Origin of the sequence: Paenibacillus macerans, assembly GCF_900454495.1 — a bacterium.
Taxonomy (GTDB): Bacteria; Bacillota; Bacilli; order Paenibacillales; family Paenibacillaceae; genus Fontibacillus; species Fontibacillus macerans.
This window is the reverse complement of the sequence record NZ_UGSI01000001.1, coordinates 1,177,843-1,203,916: the sequence shown is the minus strand read 5'-3', so window position 1 is coordinate 1,203,916 and position 26,074 is coordinate 1,177,843. Positions and strand designations below refer to the sequence as shown.

At 51.7% G+C, this 26,074-nt stretch carries 25 protein-coding genes and 1 pseudogene; 5 read left to right on the top strand and 21 right to left on the bottom strand.

Annotated elements, in window-relative coordinates; genetic code table 11:
- Positions 1-61 precede the first annotated feature (61 nt).
- Both DYE26_RS05495 and DYE26_RS05490 read right to left on the bottom strand, forming a co-directional pair.
- Positions 62-1,438 (bottom strand): ABC transporter substrate-binding protein, encoded by a 1,377-nt coding sequence (locus tag DYE26_RS05495; RefSeq protein ID WP_051985432.1) that lies wholly within the window; start codon positions 1,436-1,438, stop codon positions 62-64.
- A 98-nt stretch (positions 1,439-1,536) separates the two neighbouring features.
- Positions 1,537-2,073: a sensor histidine kinase gene (locus DYE26_RS05490; protein ID WP_240534231.1), complete on the bottom strand. Its 537-nt coding sequence runs from the start codon at positions 2,071-2,073 to the stop codon at positions 1,537-1,539.
- Between DYE26_RS05490 and DYE26_RS33305 the strand changes: the two genes are divergently transcribed.
- Positions 2,006-2,350, top strand: a complete 345-nt coding sequence (locus tag DYE26_RS33305; RefSeq protein WP_164815241.1) for a hypothetical protein — start codon at positions 2,006-2,008, stop codon at positions 2,348-2,350. The two genes, DYE26_RS05490 and DYE26_RS33305, sit on opposite strands and share 68 nt — an antisense overlap.
- A 78-nt stretch (positions 2,351-2,428) precedes the next feature.
- Here DYE26_RS33305 and DYE26_RS05480 read toward each other — a convergent pair whose 3' ends face one another.
- The 4 genes from DYE26_RS05480 to DYE26_RS05465 form a co-directional block, all read right to left on the bottom strand.
- The gene (locus DYE26_RS05480) at positions 2,429-3,211 is read right to left on the bottom strand and encodes a response regulator transcription factor (RefSeq protein ID WP_036622850.1); all 783 of its coding nucleotides are present in this window, start codon (positions 3,209-3,211) and stop codon (positions 2,429-2,431) included.
- A gap of 23 nt (positions 3,212-3,234) precedes the next feature.
- On the bottom strand, positions 3,235-3,780 hold the full coding sequence (locus tag DYE26_RS05475; RefSeq protein ID WP_036622849.1) for a helix-turn-helix domain-containing protein: 546 nt from the start codon (positions 3,778-3,780) through the stop codon (positions 3,235-3,237).
- A 172-nt stretch (positions 3,781-3,952) separates the two neighbouring features.
- Complete coding sequence (locus DYE26_RS05470) at positions 3,953-5,203, bottom strand: glycosyltransferase (RefSeq protein ID WP_036622848.1); 1,251 nt, start codon at positions 5,201-5,203, stop codon at positions 3,953-3,955.
- Positions 5,204-5,815 carry a TetR/AcrR family transcriptional regulator gene (locus tag DYE26_RS05465; RefSeq protein WP_164815242.1) on the bottom strand — a complete coding sequence of 204 codons (612 nt, stop codon included), beginning with the start codon at positions 5,813-5,815 and terminating at the stop codon, positions 5,204-5,206.
- Between the two features lie 286 nt (positions 5,816-6,101).
- Between DYE26_RS05465 and DYE26_RS05460 the strand changes: the two genes are divergently transcribed.
- Positions 6,102-7,250 carry a cation:proton antiporter gene (locus tag DYE26_RS05460; RefSeq protein ID WP_036622846.1) on the top strand — a complete coding sequence of 383 codons (1,149 nt, stop codon included), beginning with the start codon at positions 6,102-6,104 and terminating at the stop codon, positions 7,248-7,250.
- Positions 7,251-7,325: 75 nt separating this feature from the next.
- On the opposite strand, the gene DYE26_RS05455 is transcribed toward DYE26_RS05460, so the two are convergent.
- The 3 genes from DYE26_RS05455 to DYE26_RS05445 form a co-directional block, all read right to left on the bottom strand.
- Positions 7,326-8,087, bottom strand: coding sequence for a GNAT family N-acetyltransferase (locus tag DYE26_RS05455; protein WP_036622845.1), 762 nt, complete (start codon positions 8,085-8,087; stop codon positions 7,326-7,328).
- A 30-nt stretch (positions 8,088-8,117) separates the two neighbouring features.
- Entirely contained in the window at positions 8,118-8,792 is a 675-nt protein-coding gene (locus DYE26_RS05450) for an HAD family hydrolase (protein ID WP_051985430.1), read from the bottom strand.
- Positions 8,793-9,117: 325 nt separating this feature from the next.
- Entirely contained in the window at positions 9,118-9,621 is a 504-nt protein-coding gene (locus tag DYE26_RS05445; protein WP_227872748.1) for a DinB family protein, read from the bottom strand.
- Between the two features lie 147 nt (positions 9,622-9,768).
- Here DYE26_RS05445 and DYE26_RS05440 point away from each other — a divergent pair, with 147 nt between their 5' ends.
- Positions 9,769-10,044, top strand: coding sequence for a type II toxin-antitoxin system Phd/YefM family antitoxin (locus tag DYE26_RS05440; protein ID WP_036622844.1), 276 nt, complete (start codon positions 9,769-9,771; stop codon positions 10,042-10,044).
- A complete protein-coding gene (locus tag DYE26_RS05435) occupies positions 10,028-10,333 on the top strand; it encodes a type II toxin-antitoxin system RelE/ParE family toxin (protein ID WP_036622843.1) in 306 nt (101 codons plus the stop codon). Before DYE26_RS05440 ends, DYE26_RS05435 begins: the two co-directional genes overlap by 17 nt.
- 48 nt (positions 10,334-10,381) lie before the next feature.
- Here DYE26_RS05435 and DYE26_RS05430 read toward each other — a convergent pair whose 3' ends face one another.
- The 5 genes from DYE26_RS05430 to DYE26_RS05410 all read right to left on the bottom strand — a co-directional run bounded on the left by DYE26_RS05430 (position 10,382) and on the right by DYE26_RS05410 (position 17,693).
- A complete protein-coding gene (locus tag DYE26_RS05430) occupies positions 10,382-11,881 on the bottom strand; it encodes a beta-N-acetylhexosaminidase (protein ID WP_036622842.1) in 1,500 nt (499 codons plus the stop codon).
- A gap of 99 nt (positions 11,882-11,980) precedes the next feature.
- Positions 11,981-12,970 carry a siroheme decarboxylase subunit beta gene (gene ahbB / locus DYE26_RS05425; protein ID WP_036622841.1) on the bottom strand — a complete coding sequence of 330 codons (990 nt, stop codon included), beginning with the start codon at positions 12,968-12,970 and terminating at the stop codon, positions 11,981-11,983.
- Positions 12,971-13,993, bottom strand: a complete 1,023-nt coding sequence (locus DYE26_RS05420) for a radical SAM/SPASM domain-containing protein (protein ID WP_051985429.1) — start codon at positions 13,991-13,993, stop codon at positions 12,971-12,973.
- A gap of 28 nt (positions 13,994-14,021) precedes the next feature.
- Positions 14,022-15,194, bottom strand: a complete 1,173-nt coding sequence (locus DYE26_RS05415; RefSeq protein ID WP_036622840.1) for a radical SAM/SPASM domain-containing protein — start codon at positions 15,192-15,194, stop codon at positions 14,022-14,024.
- A gap of 111 nt (positions 15,195-15,305) precedes the next feature.
- Entirely contained in the window at positions 15,306-17,693 is a 2,388-nt protein-coding gene (locus DYE26_RS05410; RefSeq protein WP_036622839.1) for a polyprenyl synthetase family protein, read from the bottom strand.
- Positions 17,694-17,850: 157 nt separating this feature from the next.
- Between DYE26_RS05410 and DYE26_RS05405 the strand changes: the two genes are divergently transcribed.
- Positions 17,851-18,696, top strand: a complete 846-nt coding sequence (locus DYE26_RS05405; RefSeq protein ID WP_036622838.1) for a serine/threonine protein kinase — start codon at positions 17,851-17,853, stop codon at positions 18,694-18,696.
- A gap of 680 nt (positions 18,697-19,376) precedes the next feature.
- Here DYE26_RS05405 and DYE26_RS05395 read toward each other — a convergent pair.
- From DYE26_RS05395 to DYE26_RS05365, 7 genes and pseudogenes are all read right to left on the bottom strand, one after another.
- Complete coding sequence (locus DYE26_RS05395) at positions 19,377-19,859, bottom strand: hypothetical protein (protein WP_036622837.1); 483 nt, start codon at positions 19,857-19,859, stop codon at positions 19,377-19,379.
- Positions 19,856-20,652: pseudogene (locus DYE26_RS05390) on the bottom strand (DUF3100 domain-containing protein). The gene DYE26_RS05395 and the pseudogene DYE26_RS05390 overlap by 4 nt, the downstream one beginning before the upstream one ends.
- Before the next feature lie 43 nt (positions 20,653-20,695).
- Positions 20,696-21,958, bottom strand: a complete 1,263-nt coding sequence (locus DYE26_RS05385; RefSeq protein WP_036622836.1) for a M20/M25/M40 family metallo-hydrolase — start codon at positions 21,956-21,958, stop codon at positions 20,696-20,698.
- 71 nt (positions 21,959-22,029) lie between these two features.
- Positions 22,030-23,124: a GerAB/ArcD/ProY family transporter gene (locus DYE26_RS05380; RefSeq protein WP_036622835.1), complete on the bottom strand. Its 1,095-nt coding sequence runs from the start codon at positions 23,122-23,124 to the stop codon at positions 22,030-22,032.
- A gap of 18 nt (positions 23,125-23,142) precedes the next feature.
- Complete coding sequence (locus DYE26_RS05375; protein ID WP_036622834.1) at positions 23,143-23,376, bottom strand: hypothetical protein; 234 nt, start codon at positions 23,374-23,376, stop codon at positions 23,143-23,145.
- 9 nt (positions 23,377-23,385) lie between these two features.
- The gene (locus tag DYE26_RS05370; RefSeq protein ID WP_036622833.1) at positions 23,386-24,570 is read right to left on the bottom strand and encodes a Ger(x)C family spore germination protein; all 1,185 of its coding nucleotides are present in this window, start codon (positions 24,568-24,570) and stop codon (positions 23,386-23,388) included.
- Entirely contained in the window at positions 24,567-26,054 is a 1,488-nt protein-coding gene (locus DYE26_RS05365; protein WP_036622832.1) for a spore germination protein, read from the bottom strand. The genes DYE26_RS05370 and DYE26_RS05365 overlap by 4 nt, the downstream gene beginning before the upstream one ends.
- Positions 26,055-26,074: the final 20 nt, after the last annotated feature.

Sequence of the window (26,074 nt, the reverse complement as noted above, 5' to 3'; positions counted from 1 at the left end):
GATACGGCGTTTATGAAGAATAGCAATCCCCCCAATCCGGATGAATGAACAAGCCTGGATATTACTTGCCGTAATATCCTTGAATCAGCGGCTGCACCTTGGGCTCCACCCCCTTCAGCGCTTCTTCGGCCGTCATTTTGCCCGTCCAGACCAAGTCGAGAGCCGGCGTTACTAAGGCATTGATTTTGTCCAGGTTCTTCACTTCAAAGCCAGGGGTGCGGATGCCGTTTTCAATCGTCTGCTTCATATAGGCCTCGGTGTATCCTTCCGGATGCGCCTTGTTCCCGGCGGCCCATTTGTTAATCAGGTCCGGATTCGTGTACCATTCTTTTTTCAGCGGCATCCATAATCCGCCTTCGATCAGCGGCAGCACCGATTCGGGGTCGGCCATATATTTGTACAGCAGCCACGCTTCCTCCGGGTGCTTGGTCGATTTAAAAATGACCGTCGGCGCCCCGTCCAACAGGGTATTGCTGACTTTAAGCTTCGGCAGCACCCCGACTCCCAAATTAAAATCCTGTTCCGCAAACGCTTGCAAAGCCCAGTTCCCGGAGACCGTCATAGCGACTTTTTTCGTCTGCAGCGCCGTATCGGGCAGGTTTTTGGTTTGCATCGGGGTGGGCGAAACATGGTGAACATACATCAGATCCGCCAGCTTTTGAATCGCCTCGATCGCCTCCGGCCGGGCCAGCCCAAACCCTTTTCCATCCTCCGTCAAAAAGTTGCCGCCATTAGATACCACCGCCGCCATCATGTTGTAAGGATCGTACTGAAGTCCGTACTGCCTGATTTTGTCCGGGTTAAAGTTGGGATCAAGCGCATTTCTCCCCTGGTCGTCCAGCGTTAATTTTTTGGCGTATTCCACAAACGTATCCCAATCCCAGGCTTTATCCGCGTCGGTCGGGGGTAGCGGTGCGCCCGCTTCCAGCAGCAGATCCTTGTTGTACATAAGCCCGTATCCTTCGACCGCGGTGCTCATCCCGATGATGTTGCCGGGGGCGATTTCGTACCAGACCTGGTCGAGATAATCCTCCTTTTTAAAATCCGGGTCCTTGTCGATCAGCGGGGAGAGATTAAGCAGCTTCCCGTCCGCCCCCCAACTTAAAGCGGCCCCGGACGACAAGTAACCGAGATCCGGCGCGACATTCCCCGCCACCATCGTCGTCAGCTTGGTTAAATAATCGGCTGGGACGTGCATCGGCTCCACGCCAATTCCGGTCGCCTGCTCAAAACGTTCGAGCGCTTCCGTCACCGTTTTTTTCTCGATCGTATCTCCCCAGAAGGAGAATTTCAGCGTAACCTGCTCTTTACCGCCGTCCTGGCCGCCGCCCCGGCTTTCTTCGGAGGTTCCCCCGCTATTCGAACAGGCCGGCAACACGACGGCAACGGCAAGAGCCGCCGCTAACATCCTGCCCGCGAAACGCCTAGCTCTCTTCATCCTCTAACCCTCCATTCAGCAAAAATGATTTGTATATTTATTGTAAAAAAGCACGGTTCTAAAAAGAATTCGAACATTTTTGGATTGGTGGAGGATTTTCATTTGTTGGATAAAGGAAGACGGAGGTGAACGGTGGTCCCTTTCCCTTCTTGCGAAGTCAGGGTTACGCCATAGGCCTCTCCGTAAATAAGCTTGATTCTTTTGTCCACGTTTTGTATGCCGATGGAGCCGCTCTCCATTTGGGTTAATTGCTCCAATCTGTGAGCGGGAATGCCGATGCCGTTGTCTTCCACCGTGAACACGCGCTCCCCCTCCTCCACCCGCCCCCGGATCAGAATCCTTCCCCCGGTGTGCAGGCGGGAAAAGCCGTGGACAATCGCGTTTTCGACGAACGGCTGCAGAAACAGCTTGGGAACTTGATACGAATAAAGCTCGGGGGAGATGTCATAGGTGACGGTAAACTTGCCCTCAAAACGTTCGTTCGTGAGAAAGAGATAATGCCGGAGCCAATTTAAATCCTCCGCCAAATCGCCGATATCGCGGCTGTTTTCGGAGGTGTACTGCAGCATGGCGGACAAGCTGACGATCATCCGGCTCAGCTCTTTTTGCTCGTTCTCCAACGCCGTCCAATTCATGATGTTCAGAGTGTTGTACAAAAAATGCGGATTCAATCATGCTGTATTCGTCCCCCGGATTCGCGTGCAAATATTGCTCGTACAATACCTGTTCCGCGATCAGGGCGAGGCTGCTTTCCTCCACCCGGGCAAGCTCGGCGTCGATGATTTCGTTGTTTTGCTTGACGATGGAGTAAAGGTTTTGCCGGGCGAATTCGGAGACGGACTCTCTGCTGGAGAAATAATATTTAGAGCTGAGGATGCCAAGCGGAATCGTGATGATGAGGGCATAGGTTAAAAAAAGTTTGGTCCTGTAGCGGAGATCCTTGAATCGCGGCAAACCGTAACGTCCTCTCAAATGACATCCCTTCCTTATTTAGCGAATGGCGGACAGGCGGCGGTATTCTTCCGGACTTGCGCCGAATTCCTTGCGGAACAGGCGAATAAAATACTTTACATCTTTATAACCTACGTTTTCGGCAATTTGGTAAACCTTTTGCGAGGTATGCAGCAGCAGTCTTGCCGCCGCCTTCATGCGGGTTTGGGTAATGTATTGGTGGATGGTCATACGCGTATGCGTTTTGAAAAGGTTGCAAAAATACGAAGGATTGAAATAAAACTTCACGGCCAGCGTGCTTAGCGACAAATCTTCTTCATGGTAATGCGTGTCAATATAGGTTTTGCAGCTTTCGATAATCGGCTCGGCTTTACATTGCTTCGGATTATTCGGGCGGTCGTCAAACTCGAAGAGCCATTCCCGGGCCGCCTTCGAGGCGGCGGGACGCACGGCGCTTGCTTGTTGCTCCGCTTTCGCCAACAGCGGCGCGATTTTATGCTCTTCCACCGGCTTGAGCAAATAATCGCAGGCCCCAAGTTGCAGCGCGCGCTGCGCATAGGCAAACTCCGAATACGCGCTCATAATAATGACGCTTTCGTTCCCGCCGCGCCGGGCCAAATGCTCCATGAATTCGAGCCCGCCCATCACCGGCATTTGAATGTCCGTAAAGACCAGGTCAACGGGATGAACGCTGATGCTTTCAAGCGCCTCCGCACCGTCCCTGGCATGAAAAATGTTGCACTTCGGGTTCAGCCCCTGAAGCATCCGCGACAGCCCTTTCCGGTGCTTCGGTTCGTCGTCCACGACCAAAATGTTCAGCATTTTCCATCCCCTCTTTTTTGCCGTCAGGCTTTGGAATCGGAGCAAAACACCGACAAATACTTGACTTCATCCGTCAGCGGCGTATATTTATGATTTTCAAAAGAGTCGAAATACAAGCTGTCGCCGGCGTTTAGCGTATACGCTTCGTTGCCTACGTAATAAATCATGGTGCCTTCCAGCACATAAATAAATTCCTGTCCGACATGAGACAGCGTCCGGTTCCCGGCCTTTCCTTTCCTGGCCACGAAATAAAACGGCTGCATCAATTTCTCCGGCCGTTCCGCCGCAATCGCGGAAAAGGAATACCCTTTGTCGGTGCGGACCATTTTATCCATACTCGCCGCTTTCGTGGTGTGCACGGTACCATGCAGATCGCTGTCGTCGAGCAGCACGGAGACTTTGGTTCCCAGCGCTTCGGCAATCTTGATGAGCGTGCCGATCGGGGGCACCGTTTTCCCGTTTTCGATTTTGGACAACAGGCTTTTCGTAAACCCGCAGGCCTTGGCGATGTCGTCCAGACTCCGGTTTTGTGATTTACGGATCTTTCGGATTTTACTGCCCAGTTCCACGTAAGTTATCCCCTAAATAAAAATCAATTCAACTTGGTTTAATCAAATGAAACAACATTTAATTGGAATTGTCAATAAATTTTAACAAATAGACTTGGATAATTTAACATATCTGTGATAAAAATCGTTTCTGGGTATTACTTAGATTAGTTTTAGTTTCCTAAAAAGATTGTTACAGTCGTCGCTCAATAAAATCCAATGTCCGCTCTACTCCCATCTCTTTATGAATCTTAGCCGACAGCGAAAGTACATTGTTCTTAAGTTTAGAGCTGCTGGTCAGAGCGAGCATTCGATCAGCCAAACTGTCTACCGACATTGTATTCTCATGCAGCGGCTGAGTGGACACGCCTAACTCATGCATTCGTCTCGCCCAGAAGGGCTGATCCCCCGTAAAAGGACAGATCGTCATCGGCTTTCCCGCCTTCAGGGCAGCTGCTGTTGTTCCAGCTCCGCCATGATGGATAACACCGGCGGACAGCGGGAACAGCCACGAATGCGGGGCTTCTTGAATGCATAAGATGTTCTCGTCCGTATCGCAGCTGTAACTTAAGCCGCTCGAGCCGGTCATAATAATCCCCCGCTGTCCGGTTCGTTTTAAGGCCTGCTTGATCATTTCCAACACTTTATCCGGCTTTTTTAAAGGCATACTGCTAAAACTTATAACTATGGGCGGGGAACCTGCCGCGATAAAAGACTCTAATATCTTCGGAGGGTGCCAATCGTCCGCATCCTGCAGAAACCAGAAACCCTCCATGCTCACCTGGTCCTTCCATTTCCGGTCATAAGGAATGACTGACGGACTGCAGCCATACAGCACCGGGATAGCGCGTCCATCAATACGCAGATCATTCGTGAACACGCTGCGTGCAGGCAAGTTTAACGTCTCTCGTCTCCACTTGTTAATCATACTCATGAAGGAGGAAAGAAATAGTCGGTTCAACTGATAGCTTTTCTGGTTTAACCATCGATTCTTTAACGAGAAGGGCAGGCTTGGATGGGTAAAGTTTCCTGTAGGCGCAATAATGGGAATTGGATGAGCCGCAAAAACGGGGATTCCCTGTTTTTGCGCGATATCATACCCGCCGAATGCTTTGGGATGATAGATAAGCACATCCGCGTCGCGCGATACCGTCCAAAGATCTTCAAGCATTTGCTGCATCATAGGATAGATTAGCTTTTTCATTTGCTTTATGATTTCCAAGGGATTGCTGCCGAGCATGCGTTTGCCTTCCACGGATTGAGTTAATTTCATGAAGTCGGCCCGTATCGGGGCGAAGCCGACTCCAAACGTACGAACAAAGTCCTCAAATTCCCGGGATGTACACACGACAACATCATGCCCGCGCCTCTGAAGGCCGTTCCCCAAAGCAATAAAAGGCTGCACATCTCCCCGTGTTCCGATCGTCAGCAGCTTTATTCTCATTCAGTTCTCCTCCTTTCGATAGATGCCGTACCTCAACATATCTAAATAAGGACTCGTGTCCATAACTACGGCAATTTCATTTCCATTCAACTTTTCTTCGCGCAGCTTGGACAATCGCTTGGTAATCAACGCTTCCAAGGACAACAATACAAATTCGATGGCTTCCTCCGGCTTGATTCCGCTTCGAAAGCGGCTCCGATCGATCCTGCTTGCAAGTAGAGGAACGGAATCAGTTTGCATTCGCCGTTGCTTAAGCTCAAGCTCAGACTTTAGTTCTTCCGGCATAGCCATAAACGCATGGGAAATAAACCCATACATCATAGGATCGCTCTTGAATAAGTTTATCTTTATTTTGGATAGCTGTTCTAAGGCTTCAAAAAGATCGTCGGAGAGATCCGTCAGATTTGAGTTCAGGGTGCGATAGTAATGGTTCATGCACTCATCAACCAGAGTTAAATACAATGTCCTTTTATCTGAAAAATAATGAAAAAGGATTCCCTTAGAAACCCCGGCCTCCTTGGTGATCCGATTCGTAGAAGCGCCTTCATAACCCTTTTGATAAAACTCTTCTAAAGCTGCCTGCAAAATGGCTTGTTTTTTGTCTATCTTCATGATTATGTACACCATCTCCCTCAAAAAAATGACCATATGGTCAATAAATAATATATAATATATTGACCGATCGGTCAATTTCATATTAAAAAAATGAGTGGCGCTAACCTGTTCTTTTTGGTATAATTACACTCGTTGATTAAAATTTAAAATTCTTCACCTGGAGGAGCCTGTCACCAAGGGAGTAGTATGTCGTTTTCGGCATAACATTCCCTTGGTTGCAGGCTCTTTTTGTGTTTTTTTTTAATTTTTTTCACATCATATACTTCAATGGAGGATGATTGACATGCTGATTTTAGAACTGGCCATTATCCTGGTAGCATCCAAATTGGCCGGGGACCTGAGCGTAAGGCTGCGGCAGCCAGCGGTTTTGGGGAAACTGCTTATAGGCATTTTGCTTGGCCCTGCGGTGTTGGGCTTGATCCATGAAACCGATATTCTTGAAGAAATAAGTCAGATCGGCGTCATATTACTCATGTTTATTGCGGGTCTGGAAACGGATGTGGATGAATTCAAGAAATCCGGCAAAGCATCCGCTTACGTAGGTTTGGCCGGCATCGCCCTCCCTTTCGGATTAGGATATCTATCGGGTATTCTAATCGGCATGCCCGTATTTGAAGCTATTTTCCTCGGCTTGCTGCTTTCCGCGACGAGCGTTAGTATTTCCGTCCAGGCGCTGAAAGAAATGGGCAGGCTCAAATCCAGAGAGGGTGCTACGATCCTGGGGGCTGCCGTGATTGACGATGTTCTCGTCATTATCCTGCTGGCCTTTGTCATGAGCTTCGCCGGCGGCGACGTAAACTTGGGCATGATTATATTGAAGAAGTTCGCGTTTTTTGCGATCGCGATCGTTTTGAGTTGGAAAGTCGTCCCTTGGGTACTGCGCAAGTTCTCTCCGCTCCGCGTGTCGGAGTCGGTCATCTCCGCAGCATTGATCATTTGCTTCCTGTTTGCTTACATGGCTGAATATGCCGGCGTGGCCGCTATTATCGGGGCGTATATTGCGGGGGTGGCAATCAGCCTTACCATGTATAAGCGCGAGGTTACCGAAAAAATCGAAACGATAGGATACGCTGTGTTTGTCCCCGTGTTTTTTACGACGATTGGCGTAAAGGTCGATTTTTCCGCCGTCTCCTCCCAGCTCGGCCTGATTGCCGGATTAAGCGTGCTGGCCATAGCCACCAAACTATTGGGATCGGCCTTTGGGGCCAAAGCCGCCGGCTTCGGTTGGCGCAGCGCCCTAGGGATCGGCTCGGCGATGGTGTCCCGGGGCGAGGTCGCGCTGATCATTGCCGCCATCGGTCAAGAAGCCGGGCTGCTGAACGAAGGGATGTTCGCCGTCATTGTGCTTGTTGTACTGATCACGACGATCGTCACCCCTCCGATGATGAAGCTGTTTTTTAACGAAAAGGAAAAAAAGCCCGGCACGTTATAGCTTGCATGAGCTTTTGCTTGAAACTGGCGACTCAAGGAGATGATTCCAGAATCTCCTTGAGTCATTTTTCTCTGCTTAATTGCAAAGGGATTTAAGTTTCTTGATTGCGGAGTGAACGGTAAGTCTATGGAACGTAACTAATCGCCCGCGATAAGTAACCCCAAAAATACCGTACGGCGTCGGGGATAACGCCATCAATTCTTCTCTGTTTTTCATATCAATGACTTTGGCTTCAAGCCCGAGCTTTCGGGCCCCTTCTAACATATTTTCGGTAGCGACATCCACAAACGGACATTGGTTGGTGCGGAAAATGGTTAGTTCATCGGAAGTTTTCAATCTTTCCTCCCAATTGTTTGGAAAAAAAGGAAGCGGACCATCCTTGAGCGGATGTACTAACAGTTCAAATCCGTAGGGCGCTTCTTGAATCAGAGTAAACCCATTTTTCAAGAAAATGTCTTTGCTCGGAGTCCAAGAAGTGTCCGAATTGGTGATTACCGCAACACCGCATTTATTTTGCTGCCTTGCATCTTCAATGCATTTATGGATAAGTCTGGTTCCGTGGCCTTTTCCGGAAATGTTGACCCATAAGCAATGGATGATCATATAATCGTTGGCGTGGACGACTCTGGACGAATATTCCGCAGCCGTATACTCTATAAATCCTGCTTGTTTTCCATTTTCCATCAGCTTTATGTATTTTAATCCTGCTGCCAGCTCGTCCTTTAACCAGTTGTTTTTGTTCTGATATCCGGTTGATAGAGGTTTGCTTCGTAAGCAATATCCTCCTTCTTCTTCAAGGTTTTGCTGATTTAATTCAATCATCTGAATAGCTTGCATCGGATTCGGGACCTTCCTTTCACGGATGAATTACAGTATGACTTCTAAATCGCTTAATGATTCTATGACATAGTCCGGTTCAATTTCGTGATTCCAAACGCGCTTATTCCGGTTCAACCAGCATGCTTTTATGCCTTCCCGCTTTGCCCCTACGACATCGGAAACCGAATCTCCGATATGAATAACTTTGTCCGGATCCGTATCATAAATTTGAAGCAATTCTTTAAACATCGTATTGTTTTCGTCATTTTTATAAGACCGATAATGTTCGGAAGTCAGAATCCGCATCCCGTATTCCTTATAAAATTCCGGGATCATCGCCTCGTCCGCATCACTAACGATACAAACCTTATAGTTTGGCGAAATTTTATTTAAGAAACTGGACGTGTCTTCATATAATTCCGAGCGTGTGTGTTCCTCAAATAATATTTTAAGGGCTGCCGCTGCCTCGTACGTCATGTTCATTTGCCGGAATAAGCTTCCGAAACTGCGTTCATATACTTCGCTCATTAAGAAAAATAGTTTCGTTTCTTTCATCTGTTCCCAATGCTCGAAAAAATAATTTAATAATAAACGCCCGCACTCGTCTGCAGCTTCATGCGTATAGGTATTCACTAATATCGGCTTCCATATCTGCTCGATTCTGGAATCCACATTCACTAAAGTTTGGAACATATCCAGACTAACGACTTCAAACGGTTTCACATTTTATCATTCCTTAGAAAAAAAGTATCGTCTGCGACACTATCATTACGTGTAACAAACAGAAATTGCACTTGGACCGAACGAAAGGCTCCGGCGAAAAACATAAGAACAAAAAATGTCTTTATTCCGGCGGTAACCTTCCATTTGAGAGTTTTAGGGGCAATTTATGTCGCTATTTTCCCGGATCACGTGAAACTGCCCCCATTCTGGACCATTCATAGGAAAATAAGTACATAAAATGCCGCTATTATGAAGGCCACTTGGTCATACCTAGCCGACGGTCGGTCATTCCAGTAGCGTGCTGTTGAACACTGGTTTCTAGACTTCAGCCCTTTTTCAGGCCGACGATATGAGCATAATGGTGGCGGCTATGATCGGCGATATGCCAAATGCCCCAGCGAACGGTTGCTGTATTGCCGTTTTCATAAGGAACTTCTTTCAATAGTTCATCATCATCCAGTTTTAAACATACTTCTTTTAGCATTTCCTGAATCTGCTCGTAATCTTCCAGAAGAGTTTGCAAGGGAACGTTTTTGACCATAGGCAGCTTACCGTCCGCATCATACATCGGCCCAAACTTCGCAGTATATTCTGCCGGAACTTCCGCCTTTTGCAGACGATACACCCAATGAAGATCAACGACCGTCAAATGCCTGATTAATTGCGCTATGCTGTTTTGTTCCCCTTTTGGCCCCTTGTAATCGATTTTTTTCTGCGTCAACCCTTCTACCGCTTGCTTCAAGCGCAAAAAATTAAACCTCACCATCGCATGCAATAAACCGATAACAGGCGACATTCCCGTTACAGGTTGCAAATCTATCTGCTTCAAACTGCATCCCCCGCTATAAAAAGTTAATCAAAAAAACGGCTAAGCACGCCTATAACCGTTACAATTTGCCGTGTTCGCCCTCACCCCTGTATTCATTATCATAATTATGATAATATTAATAACAATAAAATGATTGAGGTGAAAAAAATGCCCACGATTCGTCCCATCTCTGATTTAAGAAATAATTTCAACTTGATTTCCGAATTAGCACATCAGGATGGAGAACCTATTTTTATTACAAAAAATGGACAAAGTGATCTTGTCGTCATGAGTCATGCTGCATTTGAGAAACAACAAGCTTTAATCGAACTATACCAAAAGCTCGCCTTGGCTGAAAAGCAAAGTAATGACGGAGCTCCCAAAAAGAGTCACGCTGAAGTGATGAAAAACCTTAGGAGTCAAATCCGTGGACAAGAAATATAAAATCGAATACTTGCCCATTGCTGAAGAAGACTTATCTGAAATCATCCAATACATCATGCTTGATAATCCTGACGCCGCATTCTTAATGGCCAATAAGCTTGACCAAACCATCTCTATTCTGGAAATATTCCCCAACAACAAATCTATTCCAAATGACCTTCGTCTTCAGGCACTGAATTACAGAATGCTGATAGTTGACCCATATATTGTATTTTGTGTAGTTAATGATGAAACTGTGGAAATCCGCAGAATCCTTCACGGAAAGCGAAAATACAATTTCTTGTTTTAATATAAATCCCTACTTCCATCAAAAAGTAGGGATTTGCTGTTCCGAAATCTATAAAGACGTAAACGCCGCCTTAAACTCCTCATAACTGCCGTAGCGCTTCTCCGCAAGCCATGATTTTTCCGCCATGGCCCGCAACGGTTCGGCGATGCCGGCGCTCACCTCGGCTTCGGTCTGCGCCGACGGTTTGTCGCTCCAAATGGCAAAAGAGCAGCCGATCAATGCGTCGGGGTATGGCCGCGCGTACTCTTGCCCTTCCGCCTCGCTCACTCTGGGGAACACACCGGGATGCCAGCTGTCGTAGATCTTTTCTCCCTTTGGATATTTGTAGCCGGCATTTTCCCCCAGCACATAGTAGAAATACGAATCGTTATAATTCAATAAGTCATGGCCTTTGTCCATAAAAGCTTCCACCCTAGCCATATTGCGATGCCATTTGGTCCAATAGGCGATTTGAATGGTAGACTTGAGCGCGGCGCGTTCCGTCTGATCGGCGCGGTATAATCCGTCGTTCCACGCCCGCACGACAAAGCCCTTCCGCTCCAGATGATCGGCGATGTCGTTAATATAGTCGATATACGCATCAACGCCTGTTCCGCCTTCGATCCCCAACGTCTCCCGGGCATACTCTTCTAACTGGGGATACGCGTCAAACTTTTCAAAATCGATAAATTCGTCGCCGCCAATATGGAAATAAGGGCTGGCCTGAAACAGCTCCGCATACTCGTCAATCAAATCCAGCACAAACGCTCTGGCGTGCGGATTCGTAATATCCAGCGCTCCCTTGGCCGGAACACCGTTCGTATCTTTCAACAGCCAGTCCGGATGATTCCGCAGCGCGTAACCCAGGTGGCCCGGCGAATCCAGGGAAGGGATTAGCGTAACGTGATAACGTTCCGCCACCCGGGCGATCTCCCGCACTTGCTCTTTCGTTAAATATTCCGGCGACATGACTTCCGGATGGCGGTCGCTCCGCAGCGTAAAACCTTCGTTTTCCGAAAAATGCAGCTGCAGCGCGTTTAGCTTCAGCCAGGACATTTCCTTAATTCTTGCCATGATCCATTCGGCCGTAAAAAACTTTCTCCCCATATCCACATGCAGCGCCCGTTCTTGCACCGCCGGGTAGTCGACGGCCTTGCCGCAAGGCAGATAGCCCTTCCGCAGCAGCTGCTGCAGCACGGTTCTGACGCCGTACATGACCGCTCGCTCGCCAGGCGCCGTGATTTTAACAAAACTGCCAATGTCGATCGTGTAGCCCTCCGGATTGCTTGTTTCCCGCGGTTCGGCAAGCTCGATGACCAAATCGCCGGGGGCGGCGTCGCCGATGGCTCCGTATTGAAGCGGCAGCTTGTTTTCGGTCGGCAGCCGTTTAGCCGCAAACTCCGACTGAAGCAGCGACACCGTGTCGTCAAGCCGCGGATTGCCGGAGGATTTTGCAGTGGAAATAATGAGAATTTTGGAGGCAGCGGCCGGCTTCCACCGTTCTTCGGACGCTGTTGTAAACTGCTGCACGCTCGGAAAAAGAGTTCCCATTCCATGCTGAGTTTCCATTAGCTCACCTCATCATTGGTTTTATTCCGAAATGGCACTTAAACCTCTCTCCATATTAACACAGCTGCTGCCCGCAGGCCTGCCGATTTTCTCAAAGAATTACAGCGACCAGCTTGTCTTCTTTAACTCTTCCGTACTGAAAAGAATGTCATAAGCCTCAACCGGTTCTTCTTCAACAAACTCCCTGACAACGCGCTGCACTTCCGCTTCCTCGGAGGCGTGAATCATCGCATATAAATTGTACGGCCAATCCGGATAGGAACGGCGCTGATAGCAATGGCTGACCTGTTTGAAGCCAGCCAATCTTTGGCCGGACTCGCAGATTTTTTCCCGCGGCAGAACCGCAACAAACAAACCATTGGCGGAAAAACCAGCCACCCTGTGCCGCAAAACGGCGGCAACCCGCTTCAGAACCCCCGTGGCCTGCAGCCTTTCCAGCCGGATCAATACGTCTTCTCTGCCGCAGCCAGCCCGGTCCGCCACCTCGGCAAAAGGGTCTGGCAACAGCGGCATATCGCCCTGCAGCTCGCGAATGATCCGCAGATCCAGTTCATCGGTCTCGCAAGCCCGCCGCGGCGAAAGGCTCACGCGCTCCTGGCTTCTGGGCAGCGGAGGGCTGCCCTTTTCGGCGTTCCCTTCCATATTCAAAAACACGTTCAGCTTGAACACCTGCTCGGACGGAAATTCGTACAGCCGCGCATAACCCGCTGCTTTACGAATCGGCCCGAGAATCGCCTCGCGCTCTTCCTCCGACCGTGCCGATAAAGTAAACCACATATTCAGCCGATGCCGCCTGCGGTAATTGTGGGTTACCCCTTTAAAGCCGTTGACGACGGCGGCGGCCTGATAAAAGCGGCTCTCCTCCACCTCCATGGCATAAAGCCTTCCCGCGTACCCCAGACCCGCCGGGTTAAAAACGCCGCCAATCCGCCGAATAACTCCCTGCTCCTTGAGCCCCTTTAGCCGTTCCAGCACTTCTCCCGGCTTCAGCCCCAGCTCTTCGCCAAGCGCTTGCCAAGGCTCGGCCGTCAGAGGAATACGGGCTTGCAGCCGGTTCAGGAGAGACCGATCCTGCGCATCCAGCTCCATTTAAACTTCCCTCCCGCCCGCCGCTCTTGCAGCCGGTCTTTTATGACACCATGGCTCCTCCGCCAAATAATTGCCGCCGCTGTAATAATACGATCTGGCCCGGCAGCCTCCGCAAATCCCGACATTCCGGCACGACCCGCAAGATCCTTCATATTTCTCGAAATTCCTTAAGTCCTGAAACGCCGGGCTGGTTTCCCAAATTTCGTGAAACGGCCGCTCGCGCACATCGCCGACCTTGACCGGCAGGTACGGGCAAATATGCACCTCGCCGTTCGGCAGGATGGAGCAATAGGCGACGCCGGCCAGGCAGCCGCGCGTGTAGCGCAGGTTAAACCCCATGCTTTTGGCCAAAGGCATAAATTGCGGGGCGCAGGTCGGCTTGATTTCAACCGAGGTCGCCTTTCGCTTCGCCAGGACGTTTTTTAATGCGGTGAAATATTGTTCGCGCTTTAACGCATTTTCTTCGATGTAAATGCCGCGGCCGGTCGGGACGAGAAAAAACGGATGCAGGGAGGAAACGTCCAACTCCTCCGCCAATGCGGCCACCCGTTCGAAATCGTCCATATTTTCGGAGGTCAGCGTCATATTGATCTGAACCTTGAGTCCGGCTTCACGCGCGTAACGTATCCCCAGCACCGCCCGCTCCCACCCGTCGGACGCCTTTCGGAAGCGGTTGTGGTAGGCGGGAGAAGCGCTGTCAATGCTGATGGCGATGCCCGCCAGACCGGCTTCTTTCAGCTCGGCGGCTTTGGCGCTGTCAAGAAGCGTGCCATTGCTGCCCAGCGCGGCGCGCAGCCCACGCCCCGCTGCGTAAGCGATCAGCTCGCAAAGATCGCCGCGGGTCAGCGGTTCGCCGCCGCTGAAAATAAGCATCCGGAATCCCGCCTCCTTGATCTGATCTATCAGCCGGCGCCCTTCCTCCGTCGTCAGTTCGCCTTCCGTCGGCGACTCCGGTCCGGAATCGCGATAGCAATGTTCACAATAAAGATTGCATCTTCTGGTCACATTCCAGGATACGAGCATGGCGTTATCTCCTTTTTATACGTTGGCTTTATACGATCCCGATTTCACGATCGCTTAAATAACAGGAAGGATCGGCCGCCCAGAAATCGCCGGTGGCCGACGCTCTTGCCCGGAAGTTGCCGTTGCACAAATCCAGCCAAGCACACGCCGTGCACCGCCCTTTCAGCAGCGGTTTCCGGTCCCGCAGTCCGGCCATGACGGGGTGGGCCGCTTCCCGCCAAACTTCGCTGAACTTCTGTGTGCGAAGGTTGCCAATCTCCAGGTGCCGGGTGAATTGGTCCGGATAAATACGCCCATGCCAATCGACGCAGCCGATGGCCACCCCGGAACGGTTGCCGCCGTTTCGCCGCAGCAGCCCGAGCAAAAGCGGAGCCCGCTCCGGGTCATGCTCCCTCATCCATTGATACAAATAAACCCCGTCCGCATGGTTGTCCACGGTGAGCAGCTCCGTCTTTTTCCCTTTCCGGTGCAAATCCAGCGTTTTGGCGATGATCTTGTCCAGCGCCCGCCGCGACTCCTCGCGGGTGACATCCTCCGTCTGCAGCGTGCTTCCTCTACCGGAATATACGAGATGATAGAAGCAGGCGCGCGGGATGTTCTCCCGGTCGATCAAATCGAGCACCCCATCCAAATCGGGATATGTATGCTTGCTGATCGTAAACCGCACGCCCACCTTTTGCCCGACGGACAGGCAGGTGCGCAAACCGGCCAACGACTGGGCAAAAGCACCCTTCCGGCCGCGGAACAAATCATGGCGCTCCTCCAGGCCATCGAGGCTGATGCCCACATATTTGACCCCGGACTCCTTCAGCAGCCTCGCTTTCTCGTGAGTAATCAGCGTGCCGTTCGTGGATACGACCGGACGCAGTCCTTTGCCGGCCGCATAAGAAATCAGCTCCAAAATATCTTTGCGGACCAAGGGTTCTCCCCCGGAAAAAAGCAGCACAGGCACCTGAAACGAAGCCAAGTCGTCGATAAACGCTTTGGCTTCGGCCGTGGAAAGCTCATCCGGTTCCTTGGACGCCCGGGCATCCGCGTAGCAATGCTTGCAGCTTAAATTGCAGGAGCGCGTCGCGTTCCAGACCACAACCGGCCCTTTGCCGGCCGAAACGCCATACGGTTTGTCTCCCGGCGTGATGTCATAGCGGAGATGATCCCCCTCGCTCTGCATGCCGGTGAGCAGTTTCGTCACATTGATCATTTCATTCCTCTCTTTCTCTGGGATAGTAAATTTATCCATCCAAAATTATTATAAACAAAGTATGTGAAAATTTACACAATATAATTCATGGGCCGGCCGCCAGGCCATAGCCTAGCGATCCCTGCCCACGATGAAATGCAGTAAGTGTCTCAAAAAAACGGTGCCCCGCGGCAGCTCCTTCAAAGCTTCCTCGGCTAGGCAGTAATGTTCCCACATTTGCTTTCTGGCGCCTTCCAAGCCGAGGATCGCCACAAACGTAGAATTTTCGTTATCTTTGTCCTGCCCGGTCGGCTTGCCCAGCTGCTTTAGGTCGCCCTCCCAATCCAGCAGGTCGTCTTTTATTTGAAACGCGATCCCCGCGTGATAGGAGTAAGTTTTCAGAACGTTTATATCCGCCTCGTCCGCACCGGCCAAAATGGCCGGTGCCGCCAGCGATACCTCAAAAGCGATCCCGGTTTTGTAAAAACAAATTTGATTCAGTTCATCCAAGGTCAGCGCCTTGCCTCTGGAACTAAGGTCCATTGCCTGCCCCATGCAAATTTCTCCGGCCTTTTGCGACATATACTTCAGCAAAGCAAGTACGGCGCCGCCGGGGAAGCCTTCGAGAGAAGATACCTCTTCGATTGCCTTCTGAATCAGGAAAATCCCCGTCAATTCCGCGATCGCGCTGTTGTGAACCCGGTGCAGGGTAGGCCTCCCTCGGCGTATGGACGAGTTGTCCTGGGACGGCAGATCGTCGAAAATTAAAGAAGCGGTGTGCATATATTCGAGCGCTCTAAGCAGCGGTGTAAGCCCCGCGTCCGGCAACCCGAACTCATTGACGCCCATCACCCAGGCGAGGATCGGCCGCAGCCGTTTGCCGCTGCCTTCCAGGCAATAGTTGGCCGTTTCGATCAGCAGCTCCTGCATCGGCGGAGCGGCGGCTCCCGGTTTGGAGAGCGGCAACCGTTTATTAATGGCCAGGCGGGCCGTATGGATGATTTCGGCAAATTGCTCCTGTTCGCTGCGATGGCGATTCATGACGGCGAGCAGTTGGTCCCGCAGCAATTTATCCAAGAAATCCACGTCTTCCGCTTTGTGCACCATGCGCTCTATGAACCGGTTCAATTCCGGACTGCCCGTGGAAAAAATCTCCATCACTTCTTCGTACTTCGCTTGACCGGCGCGTTTCCGATACCGCTTAAGCCCATTGATGGCCCGGTCGAGCAGGATTTCGCGCACTGCCGCATCCGAGCGGTAGACATGATGGATCAAATGAAAGATGACCGCCCAGTATAATTCGAAAGGATTGATCAAATCCGGGCGTTGATGGCGGTATTTATAATAATAGGTGTAAGGCGTTACCGCGCCGCGCTCCATATCTTCGGACAGGTCGGCGAAATCGTCGGCCAACTGGTTGTACAAGCCGTAATAAAACACCCGCCGGTCAAAACCCTCGTCCTGCGGGGCCCCGATCACGGAACGGACAATCAGCCGCGACGAAGAGGACTTAAGTATAATTGGCAAATATAGTTCCTCGTTGGAATAATCCGCATGCGCAAGCTCCTTCACCCTGTCCACATGCTGGGCATGAAAGAAAACATAGGATTGGTCGAAAAACGTCCGCTGGGCTTCCGCGGGTTGACGGCTTTTAATGTACTCGTAAGCTTCGCGAAGCTCCGTGTACACGTAGCGCATCAATTCGCGCTGCCCGCCGCTCCATTCCCCCGGTTCAGGAACGGTCCCGCTGATCAGCGCGGCGCGGATCATCCGGGAATAGCGCTCCTTTTCGTCCGCGTTCAGCGCTTCGGAATCCAGCAAATCGTCAATAAAAGGATAAGTCAGTCCGTAATAGTAACCCGATTTGATCGCTGCTTCCAAGATTTGCGCCCGCTTTGCGGCTGGGGCTTCCTCGCTGATTTCGTCCAAGGCGTGCAATACGACGCCGAGAATAATTTTGATCAGCTTCCGCTGGGCTTCCTCCGCATTCATTTCTTTGGGGAGGTGGGCGGACACGCCTTTGAGCTTATCGATGAGCCAGATGGCAGCGCCCTCCACGCCTTCCTTCTCGGCCCAGCGGTAAAACGACCTCAGGCTGAGCAACTCCGGCAGGTTACCGCCGGCGGATTCGGCGGGGCTCAGGAAGAGTTTTTTCAGATCCGCCAGGAAATGCTCCAACCGCTTTCGCGTACGGGGGTCGTTCAAATCTTTGCCCAAATCCCGCATATAAATATAAGATACGCTGCGCTCCAAATAAGCGTCCAGCTTGCCCGACCGGTTCAGCCACCTCAAATAGGTTTGAACGTCGGAGGGATCGGGCTTCTTTCGTGTCCTGGCAAAAAGAAACGGCAGCGGAGCGCGATGAATATGCCTCCTCTTCCACTGCCCAATATCTTCGATTAAACCGGGAACATAACTCCGTTCATGGAGCTGCGCCTTCAGCGCGGCAAAATATTCGCCCGCCCGCTCCTCGGCCCTTTGGTACGAAGCGTCCGCAACCTCAATAAGTTCAATTTTCATAACGCCTACCTCGTCTTGTCTATTCTATGATACGTTGTAATTTATGATTACGTAGCAAACTATCATTCCGTTGCAAATAAAGTCATCCCCATTTACTATAACAAATGTTACAGTATGCGGCGTCAACTATATGTAAAGGAGAAATGGGGGACCATGAATGCGTTTCGTTTCATTCCTGAGCTCGTTTTATGCCGCATGGCGGGATTATCCGGTTGCGGCGGGCACAGTGCTCGACAACCGGTATGTCGTACAAGAAATCGTCGGCCAGGGCAGCTACGGTTTAATCTATAAATGTGTAGACCGGGCCAGCGGCAGCCTGGTCGCCGTCAAGCAGGCCAGACCAAGCAAAGGCCCCTATGCCAAACGCTTGCTGGAAAGGGAAGCGATGATTCTGAAGGCGTTGCCGCATCCGCGATTTCCCGCATTCATCGAATGGTTTACCGGCAAGGGCAACGCGTATTTGGCAATGTCTTTTTTGCAGGGCGATACGTTCGAAGATCTGATCTTTGGGCTGGACTATAAGTACGGAGAGCGGGAATGCGTACGGATTACGTGGCAGCTTTTGGAGCTCATTATGTACACCCACGAAAAAGGATACGTCCATTTGGATTTGCGCATTCCCAACGTTCTGGTGAAAGATGGTGAAATCTATCTCATTGACTTTGGCTTGGCGAGAAAAATAGGCGAACCGGCGCCGGACCATTTTCCCGTGCGGAACGGGTTCTGCCGGCGTGGTACGGCTTCAAGGCAGTTTAAAGCGGCGGAGGTTTCCTCCGATTTGCTGGACATCGGCCATTTTATGCTATTTCTCCTCTACTCTGCGTACGAGCCGAAAAAAAACAGCGGTCCATCGGAGGAGCGAAGCTGGCAAGACGAGCTGGCGCTCTCCGGCGAGCTGAAAACGGTCATCGAACGTTTGCTGGAACTGCGGGAGCCCTATTCGGGTTCCGCGGAATTCATGAAAGAGCTGGAGTCGCTGAGCCGTCATACCAAATTCCAATAAAGCACGGACGATGCACCCGGATTTGAAAGTGCCGTCTCCTTTATGTTAATATCCGAATAAAATATCAATAATGATTACAAATAAGGAGAGTGATTATGATGTTAAGAAGATTCATCGATAAGATCCTGCATTCGATGTCTCATGATTCTCACCGAAGGCGGCGCTACAGCAGTTCGGATAGGCATTACGGAAAACGATACAGCAGCAGCTCGGGGAGGCATTACGGAAAACGATACAGCAGCAGTTACGGGCACCCTCGCCCTTTTGGCTCCTCTTCGGATTACAAGCGCCGGCACGGCCGCATGGGACACGACTACTACAAGTCCAGAAGATACAGCTCAAGCTAACGGTGGTATACGTCTACGTCAAAATGCGGCGAGATAGCGGTAATTTTAGGCGTTATTTTTGATTTTCGATCCCTCGTCCGTGAATAGCGGAACTTTTGGTCTCTATTTTATTCCAGACTTGAAAAAAAGGGGAGTTTCGCCCTCATCTGCCGAAAATAGCGACAAAATTTTCCTCTATTTGCGATTAACCCCCTGTTTTGACGTAAATAACGCCCTTTTTTACCGCTAATTTCGCGGTGGCCCGCGTAACGGTTAGATTAAAAAAAGCGGCGGCCAACCGCGACCCGCAAAATACCAGGTCCAAGGTTAGCCGCCGCTTTCTACCCGCGGAAATCAGCGGGTAAAGGCCAAACCGATTTCCGACACAATAGCGCTGCCCAGATACGTTCCCGTGAAGACGAAAATGGCGACGATGGCGACGCGCCAGGACGTTTTGCGCAGATCCACCAGCCGGTTGGCCACCGAAATGCCCGCGAACGTCAGGATCGGCGTCGTGATCGAGAGGAAATTCACCGCTTGAATCGCGTTTACGAACACATCGGAAGAAAGACAGAAGATCAGCGAAGTGATTGACACCCAGCCAAGCACCGGAAATTCCTGCAGAAATTTGACCGGAACCTTCTTCATGACCGCCGAGATGAGGATGCCGATAAAGGAAAACAGCCACAGCACGGCAAGCCCGCCGATCGTATCCCAGGAGATGGAGGCAGATTCCGGATTTTTCAGATGCTTGATCTGTTCCGTGAACAGGATCAGCGCCACGCTAAGCAGCAGCACTAAAGCGTATTTGACGTATTTGTTCAATCCGCTCGTCATTTCGCTTTCCCCCTAACCAACAGTTTGTACATAAAACGCTGCAGCGGCACCGCCAAAAACACCATCGTGTACGTGCCGAGGAAACTGGTCAACAGCTGACTTGCGGACGCATACGCGGTGATCGTGTCGGTTCGCTCGGGCGCACCCGCGATCAGCGCGGACGATGCCCCGGTCATCATGCTCGCGGAGCCGACCCCGGAAGACATGGCCAATGCTTCAACGGAGAAGCCGGCCGCGCTCATCAACGGCGCAATAATGCTGAAGAACAGCGTGCCGAATAAGGTTCCGATGATATAAAGGGACAACACGCCCCGGCCTTCGTCGGAATCCAGCGTATACTTCTCGGAGATGTACGCCAGTTCGCCTTCCCGCCCGATGCCGAGCGTGGCTCCGATGGCTTCGCGCCGCAGGCCGATCCAAATGGCCACCGGCAAGCCCAGCAGTACAGTCCCCAGGTTGCCGATTTCCTGCAGAATAAATACCCAGCCAACCTGCATGATCTCATGGATTTTCGGAGCGATATCGGCTCCGTACCGGGCCATGAGCGGCAGCATGATAAAGATCAGATATTTGCCGGCAAAATCCACGTTTTCTTTGCTGTAGATTTTTTCATGAATCCTTTGCGGAATATAGCCAAGCCCAAAACCATCGTAATCAGGATGGCGAAAACGAGCGGCAGCAAACTAATGCGCACCGAGCCGACCGGAATCGACTGGATGCCGATCCACTCGGCAACGGTGATGACCAAAAGTACAAAAACAAGCAAATAAATAAAGTTTAACTTCGGCTTCATGGGTCTCTCCTCGGTAAGTTTTCGTCATCGTTCCGCCCGCGCCTCAAGAGGGCGTCACGATGGAAGCCAGCAGCTTCTCGTAATCGGCGAAAGAACGGCGGTACAGCTTGCTGGGGTCGATACGCCCGTTCATGCGTTCAAACACCCGAGTCAAAAATTCGGGGAATACGGCGTAAATGAATTCCGGGTCGATGTCCTTAAAGTCGTCCCCATGGATTGTTCCCGTAAAACCGCTGTACCCGATCTGGATGCAGGGGATCATAAAGGATAAATCGCCGATGTCGCCGGCCGCGCTGATCGCGTTATTGTTCAGACAATCGCTGATTTCTCCGGTTTCGCGGAACGCTTCCAGCACGAATTCCGATAAATACCGGTCCTGCACGAACGGCAAATACCCCATCTGTGTCTCGATGGCGACCTCGCCCTGCAGCGCCAGCGCGCTGCCCTTGGCGGCGTCGTCCATTTTCGCGGCCACCTCGGTCATATAATCGACGGTTTGAGTCCGCAGATCCGTGCCGACCGTAATCTGGTTCGGTATGACGTTGGTGGACATATCGGAGGACATCACGATGGGGTTCATGCGCACCTTCTCCGCATCCTTGAGCTGCTGGCGGCATAGGCCCAGCGCCACGTTGAACAAAGTCGACATGCTGTACGCGTTGTTTCCCGAAAACGGATCAAATCCGGCGTGGCTTGCCTTGCCCTTAAAGCTGTACTTCTTGTACAAAAATCCGGCCAAATCGCAATTGATCTCAATCGTCCGCCGCGGGTATTCCCCGCCCATGGCGTGAACGCAGATCCCGATATCGATGCCGTCAAAGACGCCCAGCTTCATCGCTTCCGGTTTTCCGCCGTAATAGGAGATTTTCCCCTGCTTCAGCAGTTCTTCCCGGTAAGCCAGATCAAGATATTCCTCGGCAGGCACAAAAACGAACGAAAGTGTATAATTATACCCCTCATACGCTTTCGTCGTAAAGAAATAGTTGTACATGGCGAGCGCGATGGCCACTTGCGTATAATGGCCGCAGTTATGGGCCGCCCCGGTCTCTTCGTCCGCCCGCCAGTGAGTCGGCGCGTAAACGGCGTCCAACTCGGCGATAAATGCGATATGTAACGGCTTGCCCGGTCCGAGCGTCGTTTTGATACCGGTGGTGCTGAACGTTTCCAGGGAGGCGTCGGGGTTCACTTTCCGCAAATAATCCGACACCAATGCGCTTGTTGAGAACTCCTTGTAACCCAGCTCGGGATGGTCGAAAATCGTTTTTCCGATTTTGGCGATCTCTTCATACTGTTGTTTGAAAAACAATTTGTTTCACCTCCACAAATCCAATTTTGTATAAATATAAGTTAAATCTTATTTGAATGCAGCGAATCATGTCAATATTTGTTGAAAAAAAATTTCCGCCGAATCAGCGCCACCGCATAGAGCAGAAGCGGCATCAGTAACAGGGCAACGAAAGAAAACCCCGTCCCTCCGGTCGGAAAAAATTTCAGCATCTGCTGAAAATTTTTGGCCGTCCAGATGCTGAAAACCCCGATGAGCAGGCCGACCGGAAACACGAGGAAGCGGTAATTGTCCAGCTTGAGCCATTGTGCCGTACTCAACGTCAAGGAATAGTACCACATGGATATTTGCACAAAACCGCCCAGCATCCAAAGCGCCATCACAATCGCCTCCACATGGGAAAAGAAGTCCGAAATGCTGATATACCGCGATGCCGAAAGCGTCGGAAAAGTAAGGTTGGCCGTAGCTTCCCCGTACAGGAACAAGCAGGTAAAATTGGTGATCACCATCGTGAACATCATCAGCGCGACCGCGAATATCCCTCCTTTTAAGGTCTGATCCCCTTGGCGGACCGCCGGGTAAAAAGAGTAGATAAACAAAAACTCCATAAACCAAACCGAGGGCTCCAACGCCCCTTTTAACGCGGGACGAATCCCCAGGCCGAATACGGGAAGCATGTTCGTAAATTTGTAATCGGGCAATAGCAATAAAAAGATGGCCAGCACAAACAAAAAGAACAGCGGACCGTAGATCAATCCGAACCTCCCGATAACTTCCACGCCCGCCCTGACCGCAAATGAACACGTCAGCACAATGCTGGCGATAATAATGACGAGCGGCGTTTGCGACAGGAACGCTTGAACGGTAAATTCCGCATATTCCCTGACGATTAAGCCGATCGCGTCGATCTGGAAAAACAGGATCACGGCGATGAACGCGTTTCCCAGCGCTTTTCCGAGTACGCGCTGCACATACTGGATCAACGTCTCTCCCGGAAACATCCGGTGCAAGCTCCACGTCAGCCATACGATGAGAAGCCCGAACACCGAACCAAGAACGGGGGATATCCACATATCCTGCTTGGCTTGCGCCGCGGTGAACGACGGCACGATGAGAATCGAGGTGCCTCCGACCATCAAATACATCATAAAGGCGAGTTGTATATTCGAAATCTTTTCCTTTTCCATACGGTTGAGTACGCACCTCTATCCCTCGGGAGTCAATAACATCCAGATGGGGCGGAACACGTAGTTGATCAGTTCGGTGGGACCGGGCAAACCGGGAACGAACAACAACACAAGGCCCAGCCCCCACCCTCCTAAGGTCAGGACGGCAAATGCGATTTTTTCTTTCTTTTTTCCCGCCCGCAGCAGGGGGAGCTCATACAGAAACAAGGCGGCGGCCAGCAGGCTGATGCCGATCACTTTTAAACCGATCATGCTTTTCCCTCATTTATGCAGGCTTTTCCCGGAAAAACCCGGCGACAAGATGCGAATCTTGGCTGCGGCAAGTATGTCGACGTTCGGAAAAATATCGTTCCATCGGCTTTCCTCCCTGGCCCATTGCCGGGGATATTTCCGCCAAAACGCGTCCGCCGCCCCAAAAACGTCCGCCCGGCTTTCCGCTTGAATCTGACTGAAGGCCTGTTCCACTTTTTGCGCCAGCTTCCGGTTTAACAATTTCTCCAAGCGCGGCAGCTCCTCCGGCTTCGTCACATCGACCGCCGATTCGTTCTGCTGCACGACCGCTTCGCCTTCCACCAGCACCGTCAACCTCCACCGATCACCGCGGATCTCCGGGACCAGCTTGGCGCGCGACTTGATAATGCGGACGGATATAAGCCCCTCTTCCTGTTCTTTCTTTCCTTCTACGGGGAACGTAACGTTCAATACGTTCAGTTCACCCCGGATCAACTGCGTTTCCCGGCGGACGTCTTCATTAAATTCGCCCGCCAGCTTCCCGTCTTTCAGAACCGCGACGCAGGAAATGACCGGAAAGGAATAATCGCTGCCCTGCTCCCGCTTAATTTCGATCAGCGGCAAAATGGCAGCCTTCGACCGGCCGGTCAGCATTTGGTTTAAATCTTTCATCGTAATCCCCATCCCCATCGACAGATTGGACAATTCCCGAAGCGCTTCGGAGCTGTCCCGTTCGATACGGGTGCTCATGCTTAGAATATCTTTGGCTTTACCCTTGCTGACGAAAACATGAGCCCGCTCGCGCGGCTGGGGATGGCGGAACAGAAAATCGATCTGATCCAGAACTCCTTTCCGGGCAAGCTGTTCGCCCAGCACGTATACCTCGCTGTGACCCCAGAATACTTGGCGGGGAAGCTGTTCCTGCAATTTGGCCGCAGCGTCCGCGAAATCGGCTCCGCGTATGCTCTGCACGATAACCTGGCTGCCGCCGTTGCCGTCCGCGCCGCCGGTTTCGAGTCCGCCGCCCCCGCCGGACGCTTGGCTGGGAGTGTACACCTGTACGGAAAGTTCGATGCCTCCGTTCTTGCCTTCATCGAGTCCGGCCGCCATGATTAAAGCCAAATCGTTAACCTCCGTCCGATCCCAACAGCCCGACAACAGCGGAAACATTCCGAGCAGCCCCCATACGGCGAGCCGGTATTTGCCGCGCTTCATCGGCGTTGGCCCTCCCGCCCCGGACGCTGACCCGCACCCTGGCGGTAGCGATTCAGGACACCGATACGCGGCCTGCGGTTCATTTTCCAGAAAGGGGCGCGGACCATCGTATCCTTCAAAGCGTTGACGCTTGTGTACGTAACCGGCGATACGTACGGCACCCCGAAGGAACGCAAAGCGAACAAATGGGTTAGAATGATCGTAAGCCCCATCATTAATCCGAAGAAACCGAGGAATCCGGCCAGAAACATCATCGGAAACCTTAGCAGCCGGATGGAAATGCCCAAGGTGAAGTGGGGAATCAGAAAGGAGGCGATGCCGGTGATCGCGACCACCATGACCATCGGGGAAGAGACGAGGCCCGCCGAGATCGCCGCCTGTCCGATGACCAGCGCCCCCACGATGCTGACCGCCGCCCCGATCTGCTTCGGCAGCCTCACTCCGGCCTCCCTTAGCGCCTCGAAGGTAAACTCCATCAACAGCGCTTCCACCAGGGCGGGAAACGGGATTTGTTCCCGGGAAATCGCCATGTTGAGCAGCAGCGTAGTCGGAATCATTTCCTGATGAAACGTGACGATCGCCACATAAAACGAGGGACCGATCAAAGCGATAAACGCAAACAGGTAACGCAGCCAGCGAATAGCCGAAGCAATATAATAACGCTGATAGTAATCCTCGGGGGATTGCAGAAACGCAAAAACCGTTGTCGGCGCGATCAGCGCGATCGGCGTCCCTTCGACCAGTATGGCCGCCCTGCCCTCCAACAGTCCGGCCGCGACTACGTCCGGACGCTCCGTCGACTGCAGCTGCGGAAACGGCGAGTATGGATTGTCCTCGATCAGCTCTTCAATGTAGCCGCTCTCGAGCACACCGTCCACATCGATGCGTTTCAGCCGCTTTTGGATTTCCGCGACGAGCGCGGAATCCGCAACACCGTGCAAATAAGCGATCACGACCTTGGTTTGGGAATACTGGCCGATTTCCATGGCCCGCATCTTCAATTCGGGCGACTTCAACTTGCGGCGGATCATCGATACATTGACCGTCAGCGTTTCCACAAAGCCTTCCCGGGGGCCGCGCACGACCGATTCCGCTTCTGGTTCCGAAATCGACCGCTTGTCCCATTTGGCCAGGCTAAACGAGATTCCCTCCACTTCACCGTCCATCAACAGCACCGGATTGCCGTTGCCGATTTCCGCAACGATTTTTTCAAACGAGAGGGTTCGGGAAAACGCGGATACGGGCAAACATGCGCACAGGCCATCCAGTCCCTCCCCTTCCGGCAGCTTCAACGCGGGTTCAAGAATCTGTTCGTCGATCTTCTCCGTATCGGACAAACCGTCCAAATATACGAGCACCGCCCGCTTTCCGCCGCAGTTGAAATCATGAAACACGGCGTCAAAGCTATCCGCGTAGACCTCGTACAGCCGCGCGGCATTTTCATCCAAACGCGGCGCTATTGTTGTCTCGCCAATGTTCTGCATCGCCGCTCCTCCCAAGCCAG